This window comes from Pseudomonas sp. Root401 (assembly GCF_001425105.1).
GTDB lineage: Bacteria > Pseudomonadota > Gammaproteobacteria > Pseudomonadales > Pseudomonadaceae > Aquipseudomonas > Aquipseudomonas brassicacearum.
The window spans coordinates 160,486-184,123 of the sequence record NZ_LMDO01000001.1 but is presented as its reverse complement, the minus strand read 5'-3'; the positions used below and the strand labels follow the sequence as shown (position 1 = coordinate 184,123).

General features: G+C 62.6%; 20 protein-coding genes. 10 read left to right on the top strand and 10 right to left on the bottom strand.

The features are described from left to right. Window positions 1-56 precede the first annotated feature (56 nt). The 8 genes from ASC85_RS00810 (at window position 57) to ASC85_RS00775 (ending at window position 11,760) form a co-directional block, all read left to right on the top strand. Window positions 57-1,925, top strand: a complete 1,869-nt coding sequence (locus ASC85_RS00810; RefSeq protein WP_057447860.1) for an extracellular solute-binding protein — start codon at window positions 57-59, stop codon at window positions 1,923-1,925. Next, window positions 1,925-2,983, top strand: a complete 1,059-nt coding sequence (locus ASC85_RS00805; RefSeq protein ID WP_057447859.1) for a microcin C ABC transporter permease YejB — start codon at window positions 1,925-1,927, stop codon at window positions 2,981-2,983. Before ASC85_RS00810 ends, ASC85_RS00805 begins: the two co-directional genes overlap by 1 nt. Continuing rightward, complete coding sequence (locus tag ASC85_RS00800; RefSeq protein ID WP_018608049.1) at window positions 2,983-4,005, top strand: ABC transporter permease; 1,023 nt, start codon at window positions 2,983-2,985, stop codon at window positions 4,003-4,005. Before ASC85_RS00805 ends, ASC85_RS00800 begins: the two co-directional genes overlap by 1 nt. Before the next feature lie 25 nt (window positions 4,006-4,030). Further along, on the top strand, window positions 4,031-5,611 hold the full coding sequence (locus tag ASC85_RS00795) for an ABC transporter ATP-binding protein (RefSeq protein ID WP_057448216.1): 1,581 nt from the start codon (window positions 4,031-4,033) through the stop codon (window positions 5,609-5,611). Window positions 5,612-5,753: 142 nt separating this feature from the next. Then, window positions 5,754-7,169, top strand: coding sequence for a sigma-54 interaction domain-containing protein (locus ASC85_RS00790; protein ID WP_057447858.1), 1,416 nt, complete (start codon window positions 5,754-5,756; stop codon window positions 7,167-7,169). Between the two features lie 301 nt (window positions 7,170-7,470). After that, the gene (locus ASC85_RS00785) at window positions 7,471-8,862 is read left to right on the top strand and encodes a GntP family permease (protein WP_057447857.1); all 1,392 of its coding nucleotides are present in this window, start codon (window positions 7,471-7,473) and stop codon (window positions 8,860-8,862) included. A 7-nt stretch (window positions 8,863-8,869) separates the two neighbouring features. After that, window positions 8,870-9,646, top strand: coding sequence for a 3-hydroxybutyrate dehydrogenase (locus ASC85_RS00780; protein ID WP_057447856.1), 777 nt, complete (start codon window positions 8,870-8,872; stop codon window positions 9,644-9,646). Window positions 9,647-9,804: 158 nt separating this feature from the next. Further along, on the top strand, window positions 9,805-11,760 hold the full coding sequence (locus ASC85_RS00775; RefSeq protein ID WP_057447855.1) for an acetoacetate--CoA ligase: 1,956 nt from the start codon (window positions 9,805-9,807) through the stop codon (window positions 11,758-11,760). A 191-nt stretch (window positions 11,761-11,951) separates the two neighbouring features. Here ASC85_RS00775 and ASC85_RS00770 read toward each other — a convergent pair whose 3' ends face one another. After that, window positions 11,952-13,070, bottom strand: a complete 1,119-nt coding sequence (locus tag ASC85_RS00770) for a PilT/PilU family type 4a pilus ATPase (protein ID WP_057448215.1) — start codon at window positions 13,068-13,070, stop codon at window positions 11,952-11,954. 132 nt (window positions 13,071-13,202) lie between these two features. Between ASC85_RS00770 and ASC85_RS00765 the strand changes: the two genes are divergently transcribed. After that, the gene (locus ASC85_RS00765; RefSeq protein WP_057447854.1) at window positions 13,203-15,740 is read left to right on the top strand and encodes a hybrid sensor histidine kinase/response regulator; all 2,538 of its coding nucleotides are present in this window, start codon (window positions 13,203-13,205) and stop codon (window positions 15,738-15,740) included. A gap of 48 nt (window positions 15,741-15,788) precedes the next feature. Further along, window positions 15,789-16,064: a peptidylprolyl isomerase gene (locus tag ASC85_RS00760; RefSeq protein ID WP_003182808.1), complete on the top strand. Its 276-nt coding sequence runs from the start codon at window positions 15,789-15,791 to the stop codon at window positions 16,062-16,064. 90 nt (window positions 16,065-16,154) lie between these two features. On the opposite strand, the gene ASC85_RS00755 is transcribed toward ASC85_RS00760, so the two are convergent. From ASC85_RS00755 to ASC85_RS00715, 9 genes are all read right to left on the bottom strand, one after another. After that, complete coding sequence (locus ASC85_RS00755) at window positions 16,155-17,072, bottom strand: sugar kinase (RefSeq protein ID WP_057447853.1); 918 nt, start codon at window positions 17,070-17,072, stop codon at window positions 16,155-16,157. A gap of 154 nt (window positions 17,073-17,226) precedes the next feature. Continuing rightward, complete coding sequence (locus tag ASC85_RS00750) at window positions 17,227-18,444, bottom strand: amino acid deaminase (RefSeq protein ID WP_057447852.1); 1,218 nt, start codon at window positions 18,442-18,444, stop codon at window positions 17,227-17,229. Between the two features lie 40 nt (window positions 18,445-18,484). Then, entirely contained in the window at window positions 18,485-19,249 is a 765-nt protein-coding gene (locus ASC85_RS00745; protein WP_003200234.1) for an IclR family transcriptional regulator, read from the bottom strand. 140 nt (window positions 19,250-19,389) lie between these two features. Beyond that, the gene (locus ASC85_RS00740) at window positions 19,390-19,779 is read right to left on the bottom strand and encodes a RidA family protein (protein ID WP_013692714.1); all 390 of its coding nucleotides are present in this window, start codon (window positions 19,777-19,779) and stop codon (window positions 19,390-19,392) included. A 26-nt stretch (window positions 19,780-19,805) separates the two neighbouring features. Then, entirely contained in the window at window positions 19,806-20,627 is an 822-nt protein-coding gene (locus tag ASC85_RS00735) for an amino acid ABC transporter ATP-binding protein (protein WP_057447851.1), read from the bottom strand. Beyond that, entirely contained in the window at window positions 20,624-21,286 is a 663-nt protein-coding gene (locus tag ASC85_RS00730; RefSeq protein WP_057447850.1) for an amino acid ABC transporter permease, read from the bottom strand. Before ASC85_RS00730 ends, ASC85_RS00735 begins: the two co-directional genes overlap by 4 nt. Before the next feature lie 9 nt (window positions 21,287-21,295). Continuing rightward, window positions 21,296-21,958 (bottom strand): amino acid ABC transporter permease, encoded by a 663-nt coding sequence (locus tag ASC85_RS00725; protein ID WP_018608019.1) that lies wholly within the window; start codon window positions 21,956-21,958, stop codon window positions 21,296-21,298. Window positions 21,959-22,012: 54 nt separating this feature from the next. Further along, entirely contained in the window at window positions 22,013-22,861 is an 849-nt protein-coding gene (locus tag ASC85_RS00720) for a transporter substrate-binding domain-containing protein (RefSeq protein ID WP_003200222.1), read from the bottom strand. Between the two features lie 398 nt (window positions 22,862-23,259). Continuing rightward, the gene (locus ASC85_RS00715; protein WP_057447849.1) at window positions 23,260-23,601 is read right to left on the bottom strand and encodes a hypothetical protein; all 342 of its coding nucleotides are present in this window, start codon (window positions 23,599-23,601) and stop codon (window positions 23,260-23,262) included. Window positions 23,602-23,638: the final 37 nt, after the last annotated feature.

Genomic DNA, 23,638 nt, shown 5'->3' with positions numbered 1-23,638 from the left:
CCACGCGCCGCTCGCGTACAAATCGTGTCATCGATCACCCGGCTTTAAGGCTGACAATGCGACTGGCGTTCCCTTCCCTGCTATTGACTGCCGTGGTCCTGCTGACAGGCGCCGTCGGCGTCGATGCAGCACCGCAACATGCCCTGACCGTCTATGGCGAACCGGCCAAATATGCCGAAGGCTTCGGCCACTTCGCCTACACCAATCCCCAGGCCCCCAAAGGCGGGACCATGCGCCGCTCGGCCATCGAGATCGGCCATTTCGACCATGTGCTGCCGTATATCGACAAAGGCATCGGCGTCAGCCAGATCGATGGCCTGCTGTATTCGCCACTGGCCCAGCGCTCGCTGGATGAGCCCTATACCGTCTACGGCCTGGTGGCGCAGAAGATGGAACGCGCCGAGGATGGCCTGTCGCTGCGCTTCTACTTGAACCCCAAGGCACGCTTCGCCGATGGCAAGCCCATTACCGCCGAGGACGTGCGCTACAGCTTCGAGCTATTGATGACCCAAGGCAGCCTGCGCTATCGCACCCAGTTCGCGGCGGTCAAGGACGTCGTGGTCGAGGACAAGCGTACCGTGCGCTTCAACTTCAAGAACAACGAAAGCCGCACCCTGCCCCTGGACATCGCCACCTTGCCGGTCTTCCCCGAACATTGGTGGAAGACCCGCGATTTCGCCAACGGCGGCGGCTACGAGGCGCCACTGGGCAGTGGCCCCTACCGGGTGAGCAAGGTCGATTCGGGGCGCAGCATTACCTTCAAGCGCAATGCCGATTGGTGGGGCAAGGACCTGCCGGTCAGTCGTGGGCTCTACAATTTCGACCATTTCAGCATCGAGTATTTTGGCGACACCGACGTCGCCCGCCAGGTGCTGCGCGGCGGTGCCTATGACTACAACCGCGAATTCTCCGCCACCGGCTATGCCATCGGCTATGACAGCCCGGCCCTGCACGACGGTCGCCTGCAAAAGGCCCACCTGGCCACCGAGGCCCCCCAGTCCGCCCAGGGTTTTGTCTTCAACCTGCAAAAACCGCAGTTCCAGGACCGCCGCGTGCGCCAGGCCCTGGCCATGCTCTGGGACTTCGAATGGAGCAATCGCCAGATGATGCGCAACGTCTATGTGCGTCAGCAGAGTTACTTTTCCAACACCGACCTTGCCGCCCGGGAACTGCCCGATGCCGGCGAACGGGCGATCCTCGAGCCTTTGCGCGGGCAGATTCCCGACGAAGTCTTCACCCAAGTCTTCCAGGCCCCGAAAACCGACGGCAGCGGCGTGATCCGCGACAAACAACTGCAAGCCCTGGCGCTGCTGGAACAGGCCGGCTGGAAACCCGACGGCGACCGCCTGGTGAATGCCGAGGGCGAGCCGCTGAGCTTCACGTTCCTGAACAGCCAGAACGGTATCGACCGCCTGCTGCTGCCCTATAAACGAACCTTGGCGCAAATCGGCATCGACATGAGCATCCGCCGCATCGACGCGTCCCAGTACGTCAATCGCCTGATGAGCCGCGACTACGACATGATCATCACCGGCTACCCCGTCAGCACATCGCCGGGCATGGAACTCTACAATTACTTCGGCTCGGCGGCCGCCAACGATCCGGGGGCCAACAACTACATGGCCTTGAAGAACCCGGCGGTGGACACGCTGATCGACGGGCTGGTCAAGGCCACCACCCAAGCCGACATGCTGCGCCATGCCCACGCCCTGGACCGGGTGCTGCAATGGAATTACTACTGGATTCCCAACTATTACCCGCCGGGCAGCTCGACCGTGTGGTGGAACCGCTTCGGTATCCCGAAAGTACAGGCCAGCAATGACGAAGCCATCGAAAGCTGGTGGGAAGTGAGCAGCACACCGTTGACCAACGAGCAGATGCGCGCCGAACTCATCAGGCGTGGCACACCCGGAGGGCGGCATTGATGTGGGCTTATATTGCGCGGCGCCTGCTGCTGATCATTCCGACCCTGGTGATCATCCTGCTGGTGAACTTCGTCATCGTGCAGGCCGCGCCCGGCGGGCCGGTGGAACAGGCCATCGCCCACCTGCAAGGCATTGGCGGCACCAGTGTCGGCGGTTCGGGCAATGCCATGACCGGCAGCTCCCGCGCCAGTCGCGGCCTGGATCCGCAACTGATCAAGGACATCGAGAAACAATACGGCTTCGATAAACCGGCCCACGAACGCCTGTGGCTGATGCTCAGCAGCTACGCTCGCCTGGACTTCGGCAAGAGTTTCTTCCGCGGCGCGACGGTCACCGACCTGATCCTGGAAAAGATGCCGGTGACCATTTCCCTCGGGCTCTGGGCCACGCTGCTCACCTACCTGGTGTCGATTCCCCTGGGCATTCGCAAGGCCGTGCGTCACGGTTCCGCGTTCGATGTGTGGAGCAGCACGGCGATCATCATTGGCTATGCGATGCCGGCGTTCCTCTTCGCGATGTTCCTGATCGTGGTGTTCGCCGGCGGCACCTCGCTGAACTGGTTTCCGGTGCGCGGGCTGGTATCGGACAACTTCGAGTCACTGTCGACGCTGGGCAAGATCGCCGATTACTTCTGGCACCTGGTGCTGCCGGTCACGTCACTGGTGATCGGCGGCTTCGCCACCCTGACGATCCTGACCAAGAACTCGTTCCTCAATGAAATCACCCGCCAGTACGTGGTCACCGCGCGGGCCAAGGGCATGAGCGAACGCCGGGTGCTGTACGGCCACGTGTTCCGCAACGCGATGCTGCTGGTGGTATCGGGTATTCCCCAGGCGTTCATCAGCGTGTTCTTCGCCGGCTCCTTGCTGATCGAGGTGATTTTTTCCCTCGACGGCCTGGGACGCATGAGCTACGAGGCCGCGGTGTCCCGGGATTATCCGGTGGTGTTCGGCTCGCTGTTCATCTTCACGTTGTTCGGTCTGCTGATCAAACTCATCGGCGACCTCTGCTACACCCTGGTGGACCCGCGCATCGACTTCGCCGCGAGGAACGCCTGATGTTCAAGTTTTCCCCCTTGGGCCGCCGGCGCTTCGAACGCTTCAAGAAAAACCGTCGCGGCTGGTGGTCGCTGTGGCTGTTCATCGGCCTGTTCATCCTGAGCCTGGGCGGCGAGTTGATCGCCAATGACAAGCCGCTGGTGGTCAGTTACCAGGGCTCGCTGTATTTCCCGGTGTTCAAGCGCCATACCGAGCAGGAGTTCGGCGGCCAACTGCCGTTCCAGGCCGACTACCGCAGCAGCTACGTGCAGAATCTGATCCACAAGGACGGCGGCTGGCTGTGGTTTCCACCGATCCCGTTCAGCGACGACACACCCAACTATGATCTCAACCAACCGGCCCCGAGCCCACCCTCGACCGTGAACTGGCTGGGCACCGATGACCAGTCCCGGGACGTGCTGGCCCGGGTGATCTTCGGCGCGCGAGTGTCGATCCTGTTCGCCCTGGCCCTGACCGCCATCAGCGCGCTGATCGGCATCGCCGCCGGGGCATTGCAGGGCTATTACGGTGGCTGGGTGGATTTGCTCGGGCAACGCTTGCTGGAAGTCTGGTCCGGGTTGCCGGTGCTCTACTTGCTGATCATCCTGTCCGGCTTCGTGGAGCCGAACTTCTGGTGGCTGCTGGGGATCATGGCGCTGTTTTCCTGGCTGGCCCTGGTGGACGTGGTCCGCGCCGAGTTCCTGCGCGGGCGCAACCTGGAATACGTGAAAGCCGCCCGAGCCCTGGGTTTGTCGGACCGCAAGGTGATCGTGCGACATATCCTGCCCAACGCGATGAACGCCACCCTGAGCTACCTGCCCTTCATCCTCACCGGGGCGATCTCCACCCTCACCGCCCTGGACTTCCTCGGTTTCGGCATGCCGGCCGGCAGCGCCTCGCTGGGCGAATTGATCGCCCAGGGCAAGCAGAACCTGCAAGCGCCATGGCTGGGGCTGACGGCGTTTTTCACCCTGGCGCTGATTCTTTCTCTACTGGTGTTTATCGGCGAAGCGTTGCGAGACGCGTTCGACCCACGATCATGAAACGGCCATGAAGCGGAACCTTGAGATGAGCGACAACCTGATCGAAATCCGCGACCTGAGCGTGGCCTTCAACGACAACACCGTGGTGCGCAACCTGTGCCTGGACATCCGCCCCGGCGAATGCCTGGCCCTGGTGGGCGAGTCCGGCTCCGGCAAGTCAGTGACGGCCCACTCGATCCTGCAACTGCTGCCCGAGACAGAAGCCCGCACCACCGGCAGCATTCGCTATCGCGGCCAGGAACTGGTGAGCGCCGACACCACGGCCCTGCGGGAGCTGCGCGGCAACCGGATCGCCATGATCTTCCAGGAGCCGATGACTTCGCTGAATCCGCTGCACAGCGTCGAAAAGCAGATCGGCGAAACGCTGATGCTGCACAAGGGCCTGGGAGGCAAAGCCGCGCGCCAGCGCATTCTGGAGCTGCTGGCCCTGGTTGGCATTCAAAACCCCGTCGAGCGACTCAAGGCCTATCCTCATCAACTGTCCGGCGGCCAGCGGCAGCGGGTCATCATCGCCATGGCCCTGGCCTGCGAGCCGGAACTGTTGATTGCCGACGAACCGACCACTGCATTGGACGTGACCGTGCAGCGCAAGATTCTGCTGCTGCTCAAGTCGCTGCAGCAACGCCTTGGCATGTCCATGCTATTGATCAGCCACGACCTCAACCTGGTGCGCAGCATCGCCCAACGGGTGTGCGTGATGAAGGATGGAGAAATCGTCGAACAGGCGCCCTGCGAAACCCTCTTCAACGCGCCGAAACACCCCTACAGCTGTGAGCTGCTGCACGCCGAACCGGAAGGCCAAGCCCTGCCCCGGGACGAGCGCGAAGAGGTGCTGCAGGTACAGGACCTGCACGTCAGTTTCCCCCTGGGCGGCGGCCTGTTCCGGCGCAAGGAATACTTGCGCGCCGTGGACGGCATCAGCCTGTCCATCCAACGGGGCAAGACCCTGGGCATCGTCGGCGAATCCGGTTCCGGCAAGTCCACGCTCGGCCAGGCGATCCTGAGGTTGATCGAATCCGAAGGCAGCATTCGCTTCCAGGGCCAGGCCCTCGATCAGCTGTCGCAAAAAGCATTGCGGCCGTGGCGCAAGCAGATGCAGGTGGTGTTCCAGGACCCGTTCGGCAGCCTCAGCCCGCGCATGTCGGTGCAGCAGATCATCAGCGAAGGCCTGGAGGTCCACCAGCCTTCCAGCCCCGAACAGTGTGAAGCCCGAGTGATCCAGGCCCTCAAGGAGGTCGGCCTCGACCCTTCGACCCGTCATCGCTACCCCCATGAGTTCTCCGGCGGCCAGCGCCAGCGCATCGCCATTGCCCGGGCCCTGGTGCTCAAGCCAGCGTTGATTCTGCTGGACGAACCCACCTCGGCACTGGACCGCACCGTGCAGAAACAAGTCGTCGCCCTGCTCCGTCAGCTCCAGGAGAAGTACGACTTGACCTACCTGTTCATCAGCCACGACCTGGCGGTGATCCGTGCCCTGGCCCATGACATGATCGTGATCAAGGACGGTAAAGTGGTCGAGCAAGGCGCCAGTCATGACGTGTTCGACTCGCCCCAGCATCCCTATACCAAGGAGTTGTTGGCGGCGGCGCATACGGGGTGGGCATAATCCTGCGCAAGACTTGGTTCCGCGTCGCGCCCATCGCGAGCAGGCTCGCTCCCACATGTGATCTTCGGTGTGCTGAAGACCCACTGTGGGAGCCTGCTCGCGATGACGGCGGCACTGACATCACCTATTCGGGACGATATTGATGAACCCCACCGAAAGCCTCAAGGATTACAAGCGCGTGCGCACGCTGGCGATCCGTTCGTTGTTCGAGATCATCGAGCAGTCCAGCGAAGGCACGGTGATTGTCGACCGTGACGCGAACATCGTCTGGATGAACGAACGCTACGCTCGCCGCTTCGGCCTGAACTCGGCGCAGGAGGCGATTGGCCGGGCGTGCGAGAGCGTGATTCCCGGCAGCCTGTTGCGTGAAGTTGTGCGCACCGGGCGCCCGATCCTGCTGGACATGCAGGACACGCCCAAGGAACCCTTGGTGGTGATGCGCCTGCCGATCCACGACAGCGCGGGCGCGGTGATCGGTGCCATCGGCTTTGCCTTGTTCGATGAATTGCGCAGCCTCTCTCCGATGCTCAAGCGCTACCTGAGCATGCAGGAAGAACTGGCCTCCACCCGCTCGCTGCTGCGGGCGCGGCAGACCAAGTACAACTTTGCCCATTTCATTGGCACCAGCAACGCCGGCCTTGAGGTCAAGCGCCGTGCCCGGCGCAGCGCCAGCGCCGATTCGCCAGTGCTGCTGCTCGGCGAAACCGGCACCGGCAAGGAACTGCTGGCCCAGGCCATCCACAGTGCTTCGCCGCGCGCCCACAAGGCGTTCGTCAGCATCAACAGCGCGGCGATTCCCGAGTCGCTGCTGGAAGCCGAATTCTTCGGCACCGCGCCAGGGGCGTTTACCGGGGCCGACCGCAAGGGCCGCGCCGGCAAACTGCAGATCGCCCAGGGCGGTACGCTGTTCCTCGACGAGATCGGCGACATGCCGCTGCCGCTGCAAAGCAAACTGCTGCGTGTGCTCCAGGAAAAGGAATACGAACCGGTGGGCTCCAACGAGGTGCTGCAAAGCGACGTGCGAATAATCGCCGCTACCTCCATGGACCTGGAAGCCGCGATCAAGCGCGGAGAGTTCCGCGCCGACCTGTATTACCGCCTCAACGTGCTGCCGATCCACGTTCCGCCGTTGCGCGAGCGCCTGGATGATTTGCCGGCCCTGAGCGAAGCGATCCTTGAAGAACTGCGCAGCCAGCACGAACTGAACCCCGCCGCCCTCGACCTGCTGCGGCAACACGCCTGGCCGGGCAACATCCGCGAACTGCGCAACGTGCTGGAACGGGCCGCGCTGCTCAGCGACGACCTGGTGCTCACGGCAGCGGACATCCGCGCCGCCATCGGCACGTTCATACCGGTAACCCACACGGCAAGTCCAAGCCTGGAACCGTTGCCGCAAGAAACTTTCAGCCAGGCCCGGGCACGCTTCGACCGGCAGTTGATCGAAACCACCCTCGCGCAATGCGGGGGCAAAGTGGTTGAAGCGGCCGAGCGGTTGGGGCTGGGACGGTCGACGTTGTACAAGAAGATGGTGGCGTTGGGGATTGCAGAGTCTCAATAAAGAGACTTAATTCTCGATAGGTAGACTACTGATTTTGGAGCGCTTCGCGCTCATCGCGAGCAGGCTCGCTCCCACAGGGCAAGGTGTTCCTCCATTCAACACGATCAACTGTGGGAGCGAGCCTGCTCGCGATGAGGCCAGCCAAGCCCCTAAAAATCTCCAAACAGAGATAAAACCCTCGCGCCCGCCCTACAAACCCAAATAATCCCCTTATATTTCAGTCAGTTACGCACCTGGCACAAAACTCGCTAAAGCCCTCCCCACAGCTTCACCACAACAATAACAATCCAGGAGACACACCATGAGTGTGATCATTGCCTTGGCAGCCCTCACGCTGCTGATGGTTGCCGCCTATCGTGGCTACAGCGTTATCCTCTTTGCCCCCATCGCCGCCCTCGGCGCCGTCCTGCTCACCGACCCGTCCGCCGTCGCCCCCGCCTTCACCGGGGTGTTCATGGAAAAAATGGTCGGCTTCATCAAACTGTATTTCCCGGTATTCCTGCTTGGCGCAGTGTTCGGCAAGTTGATCGAGCTGTCGGGCTTCTCCCGCTCCATCGTCGCCGCGGCGATTCGCTTGTTGGGTACGCGCCAGGCGATGCTGGTGATCGTGCTGGTCTGTGCCTTGCTGACCTATGGCGGCGTGTCGCTGTTCGTCGTGGTGTTCGCGGTGTACCCGTTCGCCGCGGAGATGTTCCGCCAGAGTAATATCCCCAAGCGCCTGATCCCGGCCACCATCGCCCTCGGCGCGTTCTCGTTCACCATGGACGCCCTGCCCGGCACGCCGCAGATCCAGAACATCATCCCCAGCACGTTCTTCAACACCACTGCCTGGGCCGCACCGTGGCTGGGCGTGATCGGTACGATCTTCGTGTTCAGCCTCGGCATGCTGTTCCTGCAACGCCAGCGCAACAAAGCCCAGCGCGTGGGTGAAGGCTATGGCACCGAGTTGCGCAACGAGCCGGAAACCGCCGAAGACATCAAGCTGCCAAACCCCTGGATCGCCGTTTCGCCACTGCTGGCGGTAGGCCTCATGAACCTGTTGTTCACCCAATGGATTCCCCAGTGGTATGGCAAGACCCACAGCCTGGCGCTGCCGGGCATGGCGGCGCCAGTGACCAGCGACATCGCCAAGCTCACCGCGATCTGGGCGGTGCAGGCGGCGTTGCTGGTGGGCATCATCATGGTCCTGCTGTTCGGTTTCCGGGCCATTCGCAGCAAGCTGGCCGAAGGCAGCAAGAGCGCCGTGGGCGGCGCGTTGCTGGCGGCGATGAACACTGCGTCGGAGTACGGCTTCGGCGCGGTCATCGCATCCTTGCCGGGTTTCCTGGTGCTGGCCGACTGGCTCAAGAGCATTCCCAACCCACTGGTCAACGAAGCGGTGACCGTCACGCTGCTGGCGGGCATCACCGGCTCCGCCTCGGGAGGCATGAGCATCGCTTTGGCGGCGATGTCGGAAACCTTTATCAGCGCCGCCCACGCCGCCAACATTCCTCTGGAAGTGCTACACCGGGTAGCCGCCATGGCCAGCGGCGGCATGGACACCCTGCCCCACAACGGCGCGGTGATTACCCTGCTGGCGGTGACCGGACTGACCCACCGCGAAGCCTACAAAGACATTTTCTGCATTACGCTGATCAAGACCCTCGCGGTGTTCTTCGTGATCGGTGTGTTCTACGCCACTGGCATTGTGTGAGGTTCCCATGACAACCAATCTTTCGGGCAAGACCGCCCTGGTCACCGGTTCTACCAGCGGCATCGGCCTGGGCATTGCCCTGAGCCTGGCCAAGGCCGGGGCCAACCTGATCCTCAACGGCTTTGGCGATGCCTCGGCGGTGATCGCCGAGGTGAAACAGTTCGGCGGCAAGGTCGGTCATCATCCAGCCGACGTCAGCAACCCGGCGCAGATCGCCGACATGCTCGCCTACGCCGAGCGCGAGTTCGGCGGCGTGGACGTCCTGGTGAACAACGCCGGGATCCAGCACGTGGCCGCCGTGGAGGATTTCCCGGTGGAGCGCTGGGACTCGATCATTGCCATCAACCTGTCCTCGGTGTTCCACGCCACCCGCCTGAGCCTGCCGGGCATGCGCGCCAGGGGCTGGGGGCGGATTATCAACATCGCCTCGGTGCACGGCCAGGTCGGCTCGGTGGGCAAGGCGGCGTATGTCGCGGCCAAGCATGGGGTGATTGGCCTGACCAAGGTGGTCGGCCTGGAAACCGCCACCAGCAACGTGACCTGCAACGCCATCTGCCCGGGCTGGGTGCTGACGCCGCTGGTGCAAAAACAGATCGATGATCGCATTGCCGCCGGCGTCGATCCGCAACAGGCACAGCATGACCTGCTGGCCGAGAAACAGCCGTCCCTGGAATTCGTCACCCCACCGCAGCTGGGGGAACTGGTGCTGTTCCTGTGCAGTGAAGCCGGCAGCCAGGTGCGCGGCGCGGCGTGGAATATCGATGGTGGGTGGTTGGCTCAATAACCCTCTCTACTGGATACTGATCGTTCCCACGCTCTGCGTGGGAATGCAGACAGGGACGCTCTGCGTCCCAAGAACGGAACGCGGAGCGTCCCCAGAGGCATTCCCACGCAGAGCGTAGGAACGATCGTCAGGCCCGACAAAAGAACAAGAGGCACCCCATGTCCGACATCCTCTGGCAACCCAGCCCCGAACGCATCGCCCAGTCGCGCATGAACGCCTTTCGCCTGTTCGTCAACGCGCGACATCACCTGCAACTGCACGACTACCCGGCCCTGCACGCCTGGAGCATCGACCAGCGCGAGGCCTTCTGGCAGGCCATTGTCGATTTCTTCGAGATTCGCTTTCACCAAGCGCCCGACGCGGTATTGGTGGAAGGTTCGCAAATGCCCAGCGCCCAGTGGTTCCCTGGCGCCACGCTGAACTTTGCCGAACACCTGCTGCGCCGCCGCGATGATGCCGTCGCCGTGGTGGCGCTCGACGAAAACGGCGGCCAGGAACAACTGACCTGGGCCGAACTCGCCGCCCATGTCGCCGGCCTGCAAACAAGCCTCAAGGCCGCCGGCGTCACCCAGGGCGATCGAGTCGCCGCTTGCATGCCCAACACCTGGCAGACCCTGGTCGGCATGCTCGCCACCACCAGCCTGGGCGCGATCTGGTCGTGCTCGTCGCCGGATTTCGGCACCCAAGGTGTCATCGACCGGTTCGGCCAGATCGAGCCCAAGGTGTTGATCACCTGCGCGGGTTATCGCTATGCCGGGAAAATCATCGACCAGCGAGCCAAGGTCAACGAAATCCTTGAACGATTGCCGTCATTGCAGCAATTGATCGTACTGCCTTATGCCCAGCCTGACGCCCGCGTCGAGGACTTCAAGACCTCGGCCGCTGTCGCGCTGTGGAACGACTTTTATCAAAGCGGTGGCGAACCAGCGTTCGTCAGCGTGCCCTTCGATCACCCGCTGTACATCCTGTATTCCAGTGGCACCACCGGCGTGCCGAAGTGCATCGTCCACGGCACCGGTGGCGTGCTGCTGCAACACGTCAAGGAACATGGCCTGCACGTCGACCTCGGGCCCGAGGATCGGCTGTTCTACTACACGACCTGCGGTTGGATGATGTGGAACTGGCTGGTGTCGGCCCTCGCCGTGGGCAGCACGGTGGTGCTCTACGATGGTTCGCCGTTCCACCCCGGCCCCGAGCGCCTGCTGGACCTGATCGATCAGCAGCGCATCAGCGTATTCGGCACCAGCCCCAAGTTCCTCGCCGCCCTGGAAAGCGAGGGCCTCAAGCCCCGCCAGACGCACCGTTTGGACAGCCTGAAAACCCTGCTCTCCACCGGTTCGGCACTGGCGCCCCATAGCTACGATTACGTGTACCGCGACATCAAGGCCGATGTTTGCCTGGCCTCGATGTCCGGCGGCACCGACATTGTGTCCTGCTTCGTCAACGGCAACCCACTGTCGCCGGTGCGCCGGGGCGAGATGCAGGGCAAGAGCCTGGGCATGGCCGTGCAGGTCTGGAACGAGGCCGGCAACCCGGTCATTGGTGAAAAAGGTGAGTTGGTGTGCATCCGGCACTTCCCGGCGATGCCCATTGGTTTGTGGAACGACCCGCGGCAGGAAAAACTCCGCGCCTCCTACTTCGCCCAGTTTCCCGGCGTGTGGGCCCAAGGTGACTACGCCGAAGAACTGCCCCACGGCGGTTTCCTGATCCACGGACGCTCCGACGCCGTGCTCAACCCCGGCGGCGTACGCATCGGCACGGCGGAAATCTATCGGCAGGTGGAAAAAGTCGAGCAGGTGCTGGACAGCGTCGCCATCGGCCAGCAATGGCAGGGCGATGTCCGGGTGGTGCTGTTCGTGCGCCTGCGCGATGGCGTGACGCTGGATGAAGCCCTGGAGCAAAGGATCCGCCAGGTCATCCGGGCCAACACCACACCGCGTCATGTGCCGGCGAAGATCCTCGCGGTCAATGATATTCCGCGAACCATCAGCGGCAAGGTGGTGGAGCTGGCGGTGCGCAACGTGGTGCATGGCGAGGTGGTGAAGAACACCGATGCCCTGGCCAACCCTGGGGCTTTGGAGCAGTTTCGGGATCGGCCGGAGCTGGCTACTTGAACTGAGCAGGCCTCAGACCTGTGGGGAGCAAAAACACTTGTGGGAGCCAGGTCTGTGGGAGCAAAGCTTGCTCGCGATACAGGCAACGCGGTTTTTCAGACCTACCGCGTCATCGTTTATCGCGAGCAAGCTTTGCTCCCACAGGCTCATCACAGGCTTTGCTTCCACAAGTGTTGTTCCCACAGAAGTACTCAATCCATAAGCCCCCACTCTCCCGCCGCCGGATCGGCCGGTGGCGCCGCCGCCCCCGACTCGCTATGCAACTTCAACCGCAACCGCAGGTTGTTCGCCGAGTCGGCATTTTTCAGCGCTTCTTCCTCATCGATGGCGCCTTCGACCACCAGGTTGAACAGCGCCTGATCGAAGGTTTGCATTCCCAGTTCCTCTGACTTCTCCATGATGCCCTTGAGCTCGCCGAGCTCGTTGCGCCGGATCAGGTCGGCCACCGTCGGCGAGCCCAGCATGACCTCCACCGCCGCCCGTCGCTGGCCGGTGCGGGTGCGCACCAGACGCTGGGAGACGAACGCCTTGAGGTTGTTGCCCAGGTCATTGAGCAACTGCGGCCGGCGTTCTTCCGGAAAGAAATTGATCACCCGGTCCAGGGCCTGGTTGGCGTTATGGGCATGCAAGGTGGAAATCACCAGGTGCCCGGTGTCGGCGAAGGCCAGGGCATGTTCCATGGTTTCCCGGTCGCGAATTTCGCCGATCAGCACCACGTCCGGGGCCTGACGCAGGGTGTTTTTCAGCGCCGCATGGAAGCTGCGGGTGTCGACACCCACTTCCCGTTGATTGATGATGGATTTCTTGTGCCGATGGATATACTCCACCGGGTCCTCGATGGTGATGATGTGACCGCTGCTGTTGCGATTGCGGTAATCGATCAGCGCCGCCAGGGAGGTCGACTTGCCCGAGCCTGTGGCACCGACGAACAGCATCAACCCCTGTTTCTGCATGATGGTGTCCAACAGCACCCGGGGCAGTTTCAGGTCTTCGAAGCGCGGGATGTCCAGCTTGACGTTGCGTATCACCATGGACACGTCATTGCGTTGCTTGAAGATATTGACCCGGAACCGCCCGACGCCGGCCAGGGAGATCGCCAGGTTCATTTCCAACTCCCGATCGAACTCAAGACGCTGTTCGGCGTCCATCAGAGACTCGGCGAGCCTGGCAATGTCGCCGACCTTGAACGCCTCGTTCCCCAAGGGCTTGATCACGCCCTCGAAACGCGCGCACGGTGGCGCACCCGTGGACATGTAAAGGTCGGAACCATTCTGGCTCGCCAGGATTCGCAACAACGGATCGATTTCCATGGACTGAAACTTCCGCGAGACATCAATGAAACAAGCTGAGCCGAACATGAAACCCTTCAGCCCCACCCGTATGTACCCTCTTCTGAGGATAGTCGACACCGTGGCACAGACACGACAGCCAGGGATCGCCTGATGAACGCGACACCCGCCGGCAGCGATACGCAACGCCTGATCAGCCAGGTGGACTGGGCCCTGACCCCGCTGGGCACTGCCCAGAACTGGCCGCAAAGCCTGCGTACCGCCGTGGACATTGTGCTCCATTCACCCATGCCGATGGCCTTGCTGTGGGGACCGCAGCTGTCCCATCTCTACAACGACGCCTTCGGCCGACTGGCCGGTGACAAGCACCCCCGGGCGTTCGGCCGACCGACCCACACAGCATGGCCTGAACTCAAGAGTGCGACCGAAGGAATTTATCACCGTGTGTTGCAAGGCCAGACGCACACCTGTCGCGACCAGCAATGGCGCGTACCCTTCGCCGGCCGTCTCTGCGATGTCTGGCTGGACCTGACCTACAGCCCGGTGCGTGACGAAAGCGGCGGCGTCGCCGGCATCCTGGTCACCGCCATCGAAACCAGCGAACGACGCCGCCTGGCCATGGAGTTCGAACGCCGCTCCGAGGCCAGCCTCAAGGCCCAGCACGAAAGCGAAGAACGCCTGCAACTGGCCCTGGCCGCCGCCGATGCGCTGGGCACCTGGGACTGGGACATCAGCGAAGACCGCTTTATTGCCGACGCCCATTTCGCCCTCTTGCATGGTGTCGATCCCAACCTGTCCCGCCAGTTGCCCATCAGCGCCTATCTCGAAGGCGTGCACCCCGAGGACCGGGCGATGGTTGCCCGCAGCATCAAGCACTGCATCACCCATGGCACCGAATACGCCGAGGAATACCGGCTGTTGCAGCCCGACGATGAGTTGCGCTGGGTGTACGTGCGCGGCCGTTACTACAAGGATCGCCACGGCCGACCCAAGCGCTTTCTTGGTGCGGCGCTGGACCTCACCGAACGCAAGCGCACCGAGCAAGCCCTGCGCCAGAGCCAGACCGAGCTGCAGTTGATCATCAATGCCATGCCGATCCTCATCAGCTACGTGGACCGCGAAGAGCGTTTCCGGCTGAACAATAGCGCTTACCTGGACTGGTACGGCCTGACCCCGCAGGAGCTCTACGGCAAGACCATCCGTGAAGTGCTCGGTGATGAAGCCTATGCCGCCCGCGCCCAACAGATCGCCGACGCCCTGGCCGGCAAGCCGTGCAGCTTCACCGTGCAGATGGACCATCGCGATGGGCGTCCGCGCCATTCACTGATCAACTACCTGCCTCGCCATGGGCCGGACGGTGCGGTGAACGGTTTCTACATCTTCGTGATTGACGAAACCGAGAGCCGGAAAACCGAGGAGGCTCTGCGCAACCTCAACGAAACACTGGAAGAACGGGTCATCGCCCGTACCCAGCAACTGGCCGAAGCCAATCACCGGCTGCAAAGCGAGATGTTCGAACGCGAGCGCGCCGAAGAAGCCCTGCGCCATGCACAGAAAATGGAAGCCGTGGGCCAACTCACGGGCGGCATTGCCCATGACTTCAACAATATGCTCACCGGCATCCTCGGCAGCCTCGACCTGATGCAACGCTACATCGCCGCTGGTCGCACTGACGAGATCGGGCGCTTCACCGAAGCGGCGGTGTCCTCGGCCAACCGCGCCGCGGCCCTGACCCATCGGTTGCTGGCCTTTTCCCGGCGCCAGTCCCTGGACCGCAAGCCGCTGGACGCCAATGACCTGGTGCACTCGCTCGAAGACCTGCTGAGCCGTACCACCGGCGATCACATCGTGCTGCGGCTGCAACTGGCCAGCGAGCTGTGGCCGGTCAACACCGACGCCAGCCAGTTGGAAAACGCCCTGCTCAACCTGGTGATCAACGCCCGCGATGCCATGCCCGAGGGCGGCGAACTGATCGTCGAAACCGCCAACGTCTATCTCGACGGTACGGACATCAACACCCTGGAACCGGTCAAGGCCGGGGACTACGTGATGATCGCCGTCAGCGACAACGGCAGCGGCATGACCCCCGCCGTGCTGGCCAAGGCCTTCGATCCATTTTTCACCACCAAACCCATCGGCCAGGGCACCGGCCTGGGTTTGTCGATGATCTACGGTTTTGCCCAGCAGTCGGGTGGGCACCTCAACCTCGACAGCGTGCCGGGCCAAGGCACGCGGGTGCAGTTGTACCTGCCGCGCTTGCACGTTTCGCCGACCCAACCACCCGAAACGCCAGAAACGGTCGTCGTACCGCCGGCCATCGCCGGGGAAACCGTGCTGCTGGTGGAGGATGAACCCGCCGTGCGCATGCTGGTGCTCGACCTGTTGCAGGCCTTGGGCTACACCGCTCTCGAAGCCCGGGACGCCGTGACCGCGCTTCCCGTGCTGGAATCGGACCAGCGCATTGACCTGTTGGTGACCGATGTCGGGCTGCCAGGCATGAATGGCCGGCAACTGGCGGAAATCGCCCGCCAGCACCGCCCGGGGCTGAAGGTGCTGTTCATGACCGGTTACGCGCAGAAAGCCGCCGAACGCCAGGGGTTCCTCGACCAGGGCATGGACATGGTCGCCAAGCCCTTCTCCCTCGATCTGCTGGCCAACAAGATTCGGACGATGATCAACCATGGCAACTGACTTGAGGCATAATCGCCGCCCCGTCGCACCGTTCAGGTCACCGCAGCAATGAAAGCCCAAGCCCGCCATATCCTGGTGAAAACCGCCGAAGAAGCCGAACAGCTCAAGCAACGCATCGCCAAGGGCGAAGCTTTCGACGTGCTGGCCAAGAAATACTCCACCTGCCCGTCGGGCAAACGCGGCGGCGATTTGGGTGAAGTAAGGCCGGGGCAGATGGTCGGGGTGATCGATGCGGTGATTTTCAAGAAGCCGCTGCGGGTGGTGCATGGGCCGATCAAGAGCAAGTTCGGCTATCACCTGGTGCAGGTGTTCTACCGGGACTGATCGGTCACTTTGTCAGCGAAGCCTGTCTGTGTAAACAAAGCTTGCCTGTGGGAGCAAAGCTTTGCTCCCACAGGTACATCGACAGCCCAGTCAGGCCCGGGGCATCAACGCCCCCGGCACCTGGATCACCCGGCTCGCCAACAGGTGCCCTGCCTCGGCCGCTTCCACCGGGCTGCCGCCCAGCAAACGACTCGCCAGGTACGCGGCGCTGAAGGAATCCCCCGCCGCCGTGGTGTCGACGACGCGCTCGACCCGCAGGGCGGGCACCTCATAGGACTGGCCATCGCAACGAATCAGGCAGGCCTCGGCACCGCGCTTGAGCACCACCTCGGGCGTGCCGAGCTGCGCATAGGCGGCGAACACCGCCTCGCTGTCGGCATGAGCGAACAATGCCTGCTCATCCTCTACGGTCAGCAGCGCCAGCTCCACATAGGGCAAGACGCTGCGATACGCCGCCCGCGCCGCTTCGATCGAGGCCCAGAGCCGGGGCCGGAAGTTATTGTCGAACACCACCAGCGCCCCGCGCCGACGGGCTTCGACCAGGGTTTCGATGAGTTTGCCACGCCCCTGCTCGCCGAGCACCGCCAGGGTCACACCGCTGAAATACAGCACATCGTAATCCAGCAACGCGGCCAGGATCGGCCCGGCGGCCGGGGTGGTAAAACAATCGCGCACCGCCGCCTCGTTGCGCCAGTACAGGAATCGCCGCTCGCCCGCCGCATCGGTCTGGATGCAATACAAACCCGGCAAACGTCCAGGCAAGCGCTGGACCCTCTCCAGCCCGATGTTCTCGGCGGCCCAGTTTTCACACATGGCATCACTGAAACTGTCGTCGCCCAAGGCGGTGACGTAATCCACCGCGCCCCTGTCGCCCAAGGCGCGGGCCAGGTACACCGCCGTGTTCAGGGTGTCGCCGCCGAAGCTTTGCAGGAGGCTGCCGTCGGCGCGTTGTTGCAATTCGATCATGCATTCGCCGATCAGGGCGATGCGGGGTTTGGGGTTGCTCATGGATGATCCTGATAATTCAGCGGTGTCTGGAAGGTCGCTATCGCGGGCAAGCCTTGCTCCCACAGGGGATCTTGGGTAAACACCCATTTTGTGTTCACAGTCGATCAGTGTGGGAGCAAGGCTTGCCCGCGATAGCCGCGACTCGGTCTAAAGGCTAGAAACACGTCTCCATGCTCTCCACCACCCGCAACTGCTCATCCACCAGGCACCCCACCCGCCACTTGTCGAACGTCAGGCACGGGTGAGAAGTACCAAACGAAATGATGTCGCCCACACGCAACTCAACCCCCGCCGCCACGGTCATGAACGCATGCTGGTCCATCACCGCCGTCACCTTGCAGCCACTCACATCGTCACCCGCCAGCGAGTCCGATCCGGGCTGGTAGCGCTTGAGCGGCACCGGCAAGCCGGCGTCGTAGGCCACGTCGCGCTTGCCCAGGGCGATCACCGCGAAACCCGGCTCCGGCAGCGATTGCACATGGGCCCAGACTTCCAGCGCCGGGCGCAGGCCTTCGTGCAAATCGCTGCGGCGCTCCAGCACGCAGCACTGCGCCTCTTTGTAGATACCATGGTCATGGGCCACATAGCTGCCGGGGCGCAACACGCTGAGGAAACGCCCGTGGGCATTCTGGGCTTCGAAGGATTCGGCGATCAGGTCATACCAGGCCGACCCCGAGGCGGTGATGATCGGCTTGTCGATGGCGAACGCGCCGTTGTCCTGCAACTGCACCGCCAACCGCACCAGGGACGCCGCGAACGCACGAATGCCACTGATGGCGTGGTCACCGTGGATCACCCCTTCGTAGCCCTCGATGCCGGTCAACGCCAGCGCCGGTTGCGCCTGGATCGCCTCGGCCAGGGCCAAGACCTCGGCTTCGGTCCGGCAGCCACACCGGCCGCCGACCACGCCGTACTCGATCATCACATTGAGCCGTACGCCGCGCGAGGCGAAGTAAGCGCCCAGGTCAGCGACGTTGTCCGGATGATCGACCAGGCAGTGGAATTCGAACGCCGGGTCGGCGAGCAAATCGGCAATCAGCGCCATGTTCGGCGTGCCCACCAATTGGTTGGCCATCAACACCCGGCGCACGCCATGGGCGTAAGCGGCACGGGTCTGCACGGCACTGGCGAGAGTCAGGCCCCAGGCGCCGGCCTCCAGTTGCCGGCGAAACAGCGCCGGGGTCATGCTGGTCTTGCCGTGGGGCGCCAGTTCGGCACCGCTGCTGCTGACGAAATCCTGCATCCAGCGGATGTTGTGCTCCAGCGCCGCGCGATGCAGCACCAGCGCCGGCAGGCTGACGTCCCGTAGCAGGTGGGCGCCGACGGTGGCGGCGCCCTTCTCGACGCCGGCATTAAGGATGGCGGAAGGCATGTTCGAACTCCTCGCACACGGCCGCTAGTGCCGTTGCTGTCTATTCATTGATACGACGGGCCAGGTGGTTGGCGCTTTCGATCAGCACCCGGCGGTAGTCGGCGTAATTGTTCTTGGCGTCGGCCCGTGGCGCGACGATGCACAGGGTGGCAATGGCCACGCCATTCGGGTCTTTGACCGGTGCGGCGAAGCAGTGGGTGAAGGTGTCGGCGACACTGTCGAAGGAGAAAAACCCATCGAGGCCGGCCTGGCGGATTTCCTTGAGAAATTGCTCCAGGGGCAGGCGCTCGCCGTCCGGCAAAATGAAATCGTCGGGGTCGATCAGGTCGACGATCTGCTGGTCACTCAAATGCGCCAGCAACAGGCGCCCGGACGCCGTCCACGGGATCGGCGCGTTTTCCCCGATGTCCGAGGAAATGCGAAAATGCCGCTCGCCTTCCTTCATCAGCGCGACGGTGTATTTGCGCCCGTTGAGCAGGCACATCTGCGCCGTTTCCCGAGTCTGGCGCACGATCTCCTGCAAGGCCTGGTCGGCCTCGCGGCTCAGGTCGAAATGCCGCAGGTGTGCCTGCCCGAGAAAATACAACTGGCGGCCCAGGTAGACATGGCCGTCCTTGCCCACCGGCTCGAGGATGCGCCGCTCCAACAGCGACGCCACCAGTTCATAGACCGTGGACTTGGGGCTGCCGATGCCGCTGGCAATATCGTTCGGGCGCAGCGGCTGGCCGATTTCCTTGAGGAAATCGAGGATATCGAACGCCCGATCCAATCCCCGGGCCCGGCGTTTGATGGTGTCTTCGGTCATTTATTGCATTCCCGTTCATTGGTCGTAGGAGCTGTCGAGTGTAACGAGGCTGCGATCTTTCCCCAGCCAATTGAGTCATGAGCGAAAGCCCGAAAGATCAGGATCAAAAGATCGCAGCCTTCGGCAGCTCCTACAACGGTTCAGGCCTTTTTCTTGTAGGCCACGCAGTCGATCTCGACCTTGCAATCGACCATCATGCTCGCCTGCACGCAGGCCCTGGCCGGGGCGTGTTCCGGGCTGAAGTACTCGCCGAAGACCTTGTTGAAACTCCAGAAATCCCGCGGGTCTTCCAGCCACACGCCGCAGCGCACCACATCTTCCAGACCGTATCCAGCCTCCTCGAGAATGGCGACCAGGTTCTTCATGGTCTGATGGGTCTGCTCGACGATCCCGCCGACAATGATCTCGCCGTTCACCGCCGGCACCTGGCCGGACACGTGCAGCCAGCCATCGGCCTCCACGGCGCGGGCAAATGGCCGTGGCTGACCGCCGCCTGCGGTGCTGCCGGTGCCGTAGCGCGTAATGCTCATGGGTTATCTCCTTATTGAATGAAAAGTTAAAAACGCGTGTTCTTGAGAAATTCCGCCAGGCGTGGCGATTGCGGCCGCTCGAACAGTTCTTTGGGTGGCCCCTGCTCTTCGATGCGGCCCTGGTTCATGAACACGATCTTGTCGGAGACCTCGAAGGCAAAGCGCATTTCGTGGGTCACCAGCAGCATGGTCATGCCGTCTTCGGCCAGGCCCTTGATCACGTTCAGCACCTCGCCGACCAATTCCGGGTCCAGGGCCGAGGTGACTTCGTCGAACAGCATCAGGCTGGGGTTCATGGCAATCGCCCGGGCAATCGCCACGCGCTGCTGCTGGCCGCCGGACAACTGGCCGGGAAAGTGATCGCGCCGCTCCAACAGGCCCACCCGCTCCAGCCATTTCTCGGCCAGGGCCACGGCCTCGTCCTTGGCCAGCTTTTTCACTTTGAGCAGGCCCAGGGTCACGTTCTGCAACGCGGTCAAATGCGGGAACAGGTTGAATTGCTGGAATGCCATGCCGGTCATGGCCCGGTGCCGGGCGATGACTTTTTCGGCGTGGCGCACGCGCTTGCCGTCGATGTCGTCGTAACCGATGGATTCGCCGTCGAGCATGATCTGCCCGCCCTGGAATTCTTCCAGCATGTTGACGCAGCGCAGCAGCGTGGTCTTGCCCGAACCGCTGGAACCGATCAGCGTGACCACGTTGCCGCGCTGCATGCTCAGGTCCACGCCCTTGAGCACTTCCAGCGGGCCGTATTGTTTGCGCAGGCCGCGAATGTCCAGCAGCGGCCGGGTGTTGGAGAGCTCTGTGTTGGAAAGCTCCGTGTTGGAGAGATTCGAAACGTCAGTCATGGCAAGGCCACCCGCTTTTCAATGTGCCGCCCGAGCAATTCAATGGCGTAATTGATGATGAAAAAGAGAAACCCGGCGAACAGGTAAAACTCCAGGGTCATGAACGTCCGGGCGATGATCTGCTGGGTGCTGAGCAGCAGTTCGGCAACGCCGATCACCGACAGCAGGGTCGAGGCCTTGACGATCTCGGTGGAGGAATTGACCCAGGTCGGCAGGATCTGCCGCAACGCCTGGGGCAACAGCACATAACCCAGCGCCTGGTAGAACGTCAGGCCGATGGCCTGGCTCGCCTCCATCTGCCCACGGGGCAATGCCTGCAAGGCCCCGCGCACGATCTCGGCCACGTGGGAGCCACAAAACAGCGTCAGGCCCAGCACGCCGGCCTGGAACGCGCCGATCTGCCAGCCCAGGGCCGGAGCCATGTAGAAGCAGGCCAGCACCAGCACGAACACCGGCGTGCCGCGAATCAGGTCGACGTAGAAACGAAACGGCGCGCGCATCCAGGTCCGACCATAGGTCAGCACCAGCCCGGCGACCAAGCCGATCAACGTGCCCAACACAATCGCCAGCAGCGAACACTGCACACTGGTCAGGAAGCCGGCCCACAGGGTCTCCCGGGCAACCCATAACTCATGCAACCAACTGGGTGATTCGTACATGGGAAACTCCTAACGGCGAATCGCCAGGCGCTGCTCGAAATAGCGCAGCACCATGGCAATGAGGTAACAGGCCGCGACATACAGCGCCGTGGTCACCAGCCAGGTTTCGATCACCCGGTAGCTCTCCACGTTGATCTTGCGGGCGTAATAGGTCAGCTCCGGCACGGCAATCGCCGCCGCCAGGGAGGTGTCCTTGAACAGCGAAATGAAGTTGTTCGACAACGCCGGCAACACGTTGCGCAGCATCACCGGCACGGTGACGTAGGCCTTCACCTGCCACTCGCCGAGGCCGATGGCCAGCCCGGCTTCACGCTGTCCCTTGTGAATGCTCAACAACCCGCCGCGAAACACTTCGGTCAGGTAGGCCCCGGCGTACAGCGAGAGGGTGATGACGAACGACGGCAGCTTGTCCAGGCGGATGCCCAGGCTCGGCAAGGCGAAGTAGATCAGCAGGATCAACACCAGGATCGGCGTATTGCGGATCACCGTCACATACACCGACGCCAACACCCGCAAGACCCGATGTTTGCTCAGCAGCGCGAACGCCATCGCCAGGCCGATCACGCAACCGATGGCGATCGACACCAGTGCCAGGGAAAGCCCCAGGCCAAGCCCCGCCAGCAGCGTGTCGAAATCGCGCCAGACGGCGGCAAAGTTCAACTGATAATTCATGGTCGGCAGTACCTTCGACGGAGCGCCCGCAAGTGGCGCCCCGGGCTCACAGGGTCATTTGAATTCAACGGGGAAACCGATCGCTGGCGACGGCAGCTCGACACCGAACCACTGCTTGAAGGACGCCGCATAGGTGGGGAATTCCACGCCGGTCATGGCTTCATGCAAGGTGGTGTTGACGAAGTTCAGCCAATCCTGGTCGCCGCGTTTGACCGCACAGGCGTAGGTTTGCGGGCTCCAGGCATAGGCCGGGCTGCGATAGCGGCCAGGGTTCTGCACCATCAGGTACTTGACCGAGGACTGGTCAGTGGCGGCGGCATCGGCGCGGCCGGAGTTCACTGCCTGGTACATCAGGTCGACGCTGTCGTACTGGTCGACCTTGGCCTTGGGCAGCGCCTGGTGCACCAGCTCCTCGGCGTAGACGTTCTGCAGCACCGCCACGGTGACGCCGTCGCCGGCAGCCTTGAGGTCTTCGATTTCCTTGTACTTGCTGTTGGCCGGCAGCAGCAGGCCCACGCCTTCGCGGTAGTACGGCAGGGTGAACGCCACTTGCTGGGCGCGGCTGGCGGTGACGGTGATGAACTGGCAGCTCATATCGACCTTGTCGGTCAACAGGTTGGGTATGCGCGCATCGGAAGACTGCACCACGAACTCGACTTTCTCCGGGTCGTTGAACAGGCCCTTGGCGACCATCCGCGCAATATCGATATCAAAGCCCTGCAACTTGCCATCCGCTCCCTGGAAGTGCCACGGGGCATTGGTACTGCCCGTGCCCACGATCAATTTCCCCCGCTGCAGCACGCTGTCCAGCTTGCTGTCGGCCGCCTGAGCGACCCCCATGGCAGCCGTCGTGGCTGCGAAGAGAAAAACACACGCTTTGAACAAGGAAGGTCGGCGTTGCATGGCAAGCACTCCAGAATGAGTTTATTCCGTTATACCGGAACATGGTATGTAACAACGGAATAGACAGCAGAAAGTGTGCCACAGGCTCTACGACCCTGGGAGAGAAAAATGGAAATTGAGGGAAATCAGGGAGATGGGGAAAACAGGCGCCCCGGACGGTGGCGTCCATGTGCGAACGCTGTTGCTACCGTTGGCCACGACGCACGGGTAACAAGGCCCCAATCCGGGTACTCGGCGCACCCGACGCACCGAAACGGAGCCACTCTGGAACTTTTAAATGGATACCCTGTGGGAGCGAGCTTGCTCGCGATGGCGGTATATCAGTCAATATTGATGGCGACTGACCTGACGCTATCGCGAGCAAGCTCGCTCCCACAATGGTTCGGCGGTGTGCCTGGCTATTTGCGCTTGTAGCTCTTGCTGCCACCAGGCGTAAGGCAATAGACCCCGCCCCGGGGGCCGACGCAGTAATTGCCACTACCGCACTGGCAACCGTCGACGGACTTGAGCAACGACTGCGGTTGAGCTTCGTTCCGAAGCCCCAGCACAGCGGAACAGGACTTCTTCGAAGCACTGATGGAACCGTCATTGCACAGGAAGGTATCGCCGTCACACCCGGCAATCCCGCCCTTGCGCCCGGAACACGGTTGATTGGCGGCAAGGGCCGAAGTGCCCAGGGCCAACAACAGGATCGCGACACAGGCGCGAAGTAAGGCGGACGTTCCGTGACAGCGCTTCATGGCAGCTTCCAGGCTGATTAGATGGCCCTATGCTAGC

Coding starts and splice junctions, on each gene's coding strand:
- ASC85_RS00810 (WP_057447860.1), top strand. CDS start 57: ATGCGACTGGCGTTCCCTTCCCTGCTATTGACTGCCGTGGTCCTGCTG.
- ASC85_RS00805 (WP_057447859.1), top strand. CDS start 1,925: ATGTGGGCTTATATTGCGCGGCGCCTGCTGCTGATCATTCCGACCCTG.
- ASC85_RS00800 (WP_018608049.1), top strand. CDS start 2,983: ATGTTCAAGTTTTCCCCCTTGGGCCGCCGGCGCTTCGAACGCTTCAAG.
- ASC85_RS00795 (WP_057448216.1), top strand. CDS start 4,031: ATGAGCGACAACCTGATCGAAATCCGCGACCTGAGCGTGGCCTTCAAC.
- ASC85_RS00790 (WP_057447858.1), top strand. CDS start 5,754: ATGAACCCCACCGAAAGCCTCAAGGATTACAAGCGCGTGCGCACGCTG.
- ASC85_RS00785 (WP_057447857.1), top strand. CDS start 7,471: ATGAGTGTGATCATTGCCTTGGCAGCCCTCACGCTGCTGATGGTTGCC.
- ASC85_RS00780 (WP_057447856.1), top strand. CDS start 8,870: ATGACAACCAATCTTTCGGGCAAGACCGCCCTGGTCACCGGTTCTACC.
- ASC85_RS00775 (WP_057447855.1), top strand. CDS start 9,805: ATGTCCGACATCCTCTGGCAACCCAGCCCCGAACGCATCGCCCAGTCG.
- ASC85_RS00770 (WP_057448215.1), bottom strand. CDS start 13,070: ATGGAAATCGATCCGTTGTTGCGAATCCTGGCGAGCCAGAATGGTTCC.
- ASC85_RS00765 (WP_057447854.1), top strand. CDS start 13,203: ATGAACGCGACACCCGCCGGCAGCGATACGCAACGCCTGATCAGCCAG.
- ASC85_RS00760 (WP_003182808.1), top strand. CDS start 15,789: ATGAAAGCCCAAGCCCGCCATATCCTGGTGAAAACCGCCGAAGAAGCC.
- ASC85_RS00755 (WP_057447853.1), bottom strand. CDS start 17,072: ATGAGCAACCCCAAACCCCGCATCGCCCTGATCGGCGAATGCATGATC.
- ASC85_RS00750 (WP_057447852.1), bottom strand. CDS start 18,444: ATGCCTTCCGCCATCCTTAATGCCGGCGTCGAGAAGGGCGCCGCCACC.
- ASC85_RS00745 (WP_003200234.1), bottom strand. CDS start 19,249: ATGACCGAAGACACCATCAAACGCCGGGCCCGGGGATTGGATCGGGCG.
- ASC85_RS00740 (WP_013692714.1), bottom strand. CDS start 19,779: ATGAGCATTACGCGCTACGGCACCGGCAGCACCGCAGGCGGCGGTCAG.
- ASC85_RS00735 (WP_057447851.1), bottom strand. CDS start 20,627: ATGACTGACGTTTCGAATCTCTCCAACACGGAGCTTTCCAACACAGAG.
- ASC85_RS00730 (WP_057447850.1), bottom strand. CDS start 21,286: ATGTACGAATCACCCAGTTGGTTGCATGAGTTATGGGTTGCCCGGGAG.
- ASC85_RS00725 (WP_018608019.1), bottom strand. CDS start 21,958: ATGAATTATCAGTTGAACTTTGCCGCCGTCTGGCGCGATTTCGACACG.
- ASC85_RS00720 (WP_003200222.1), bottom strand. CDS start 22,861: ATGCAACGCCGACCTTCCTTGTTCAAAGCGTGTGTTTTTCTCTTCGCA.
- ASC85_RS00715 (WP_057447849.1), bottom strand. CDS start 23,601: ATGAAGCGCTGTCACGGAACGTCCGCCTTACTTCGCGCCTGTGTCGCG.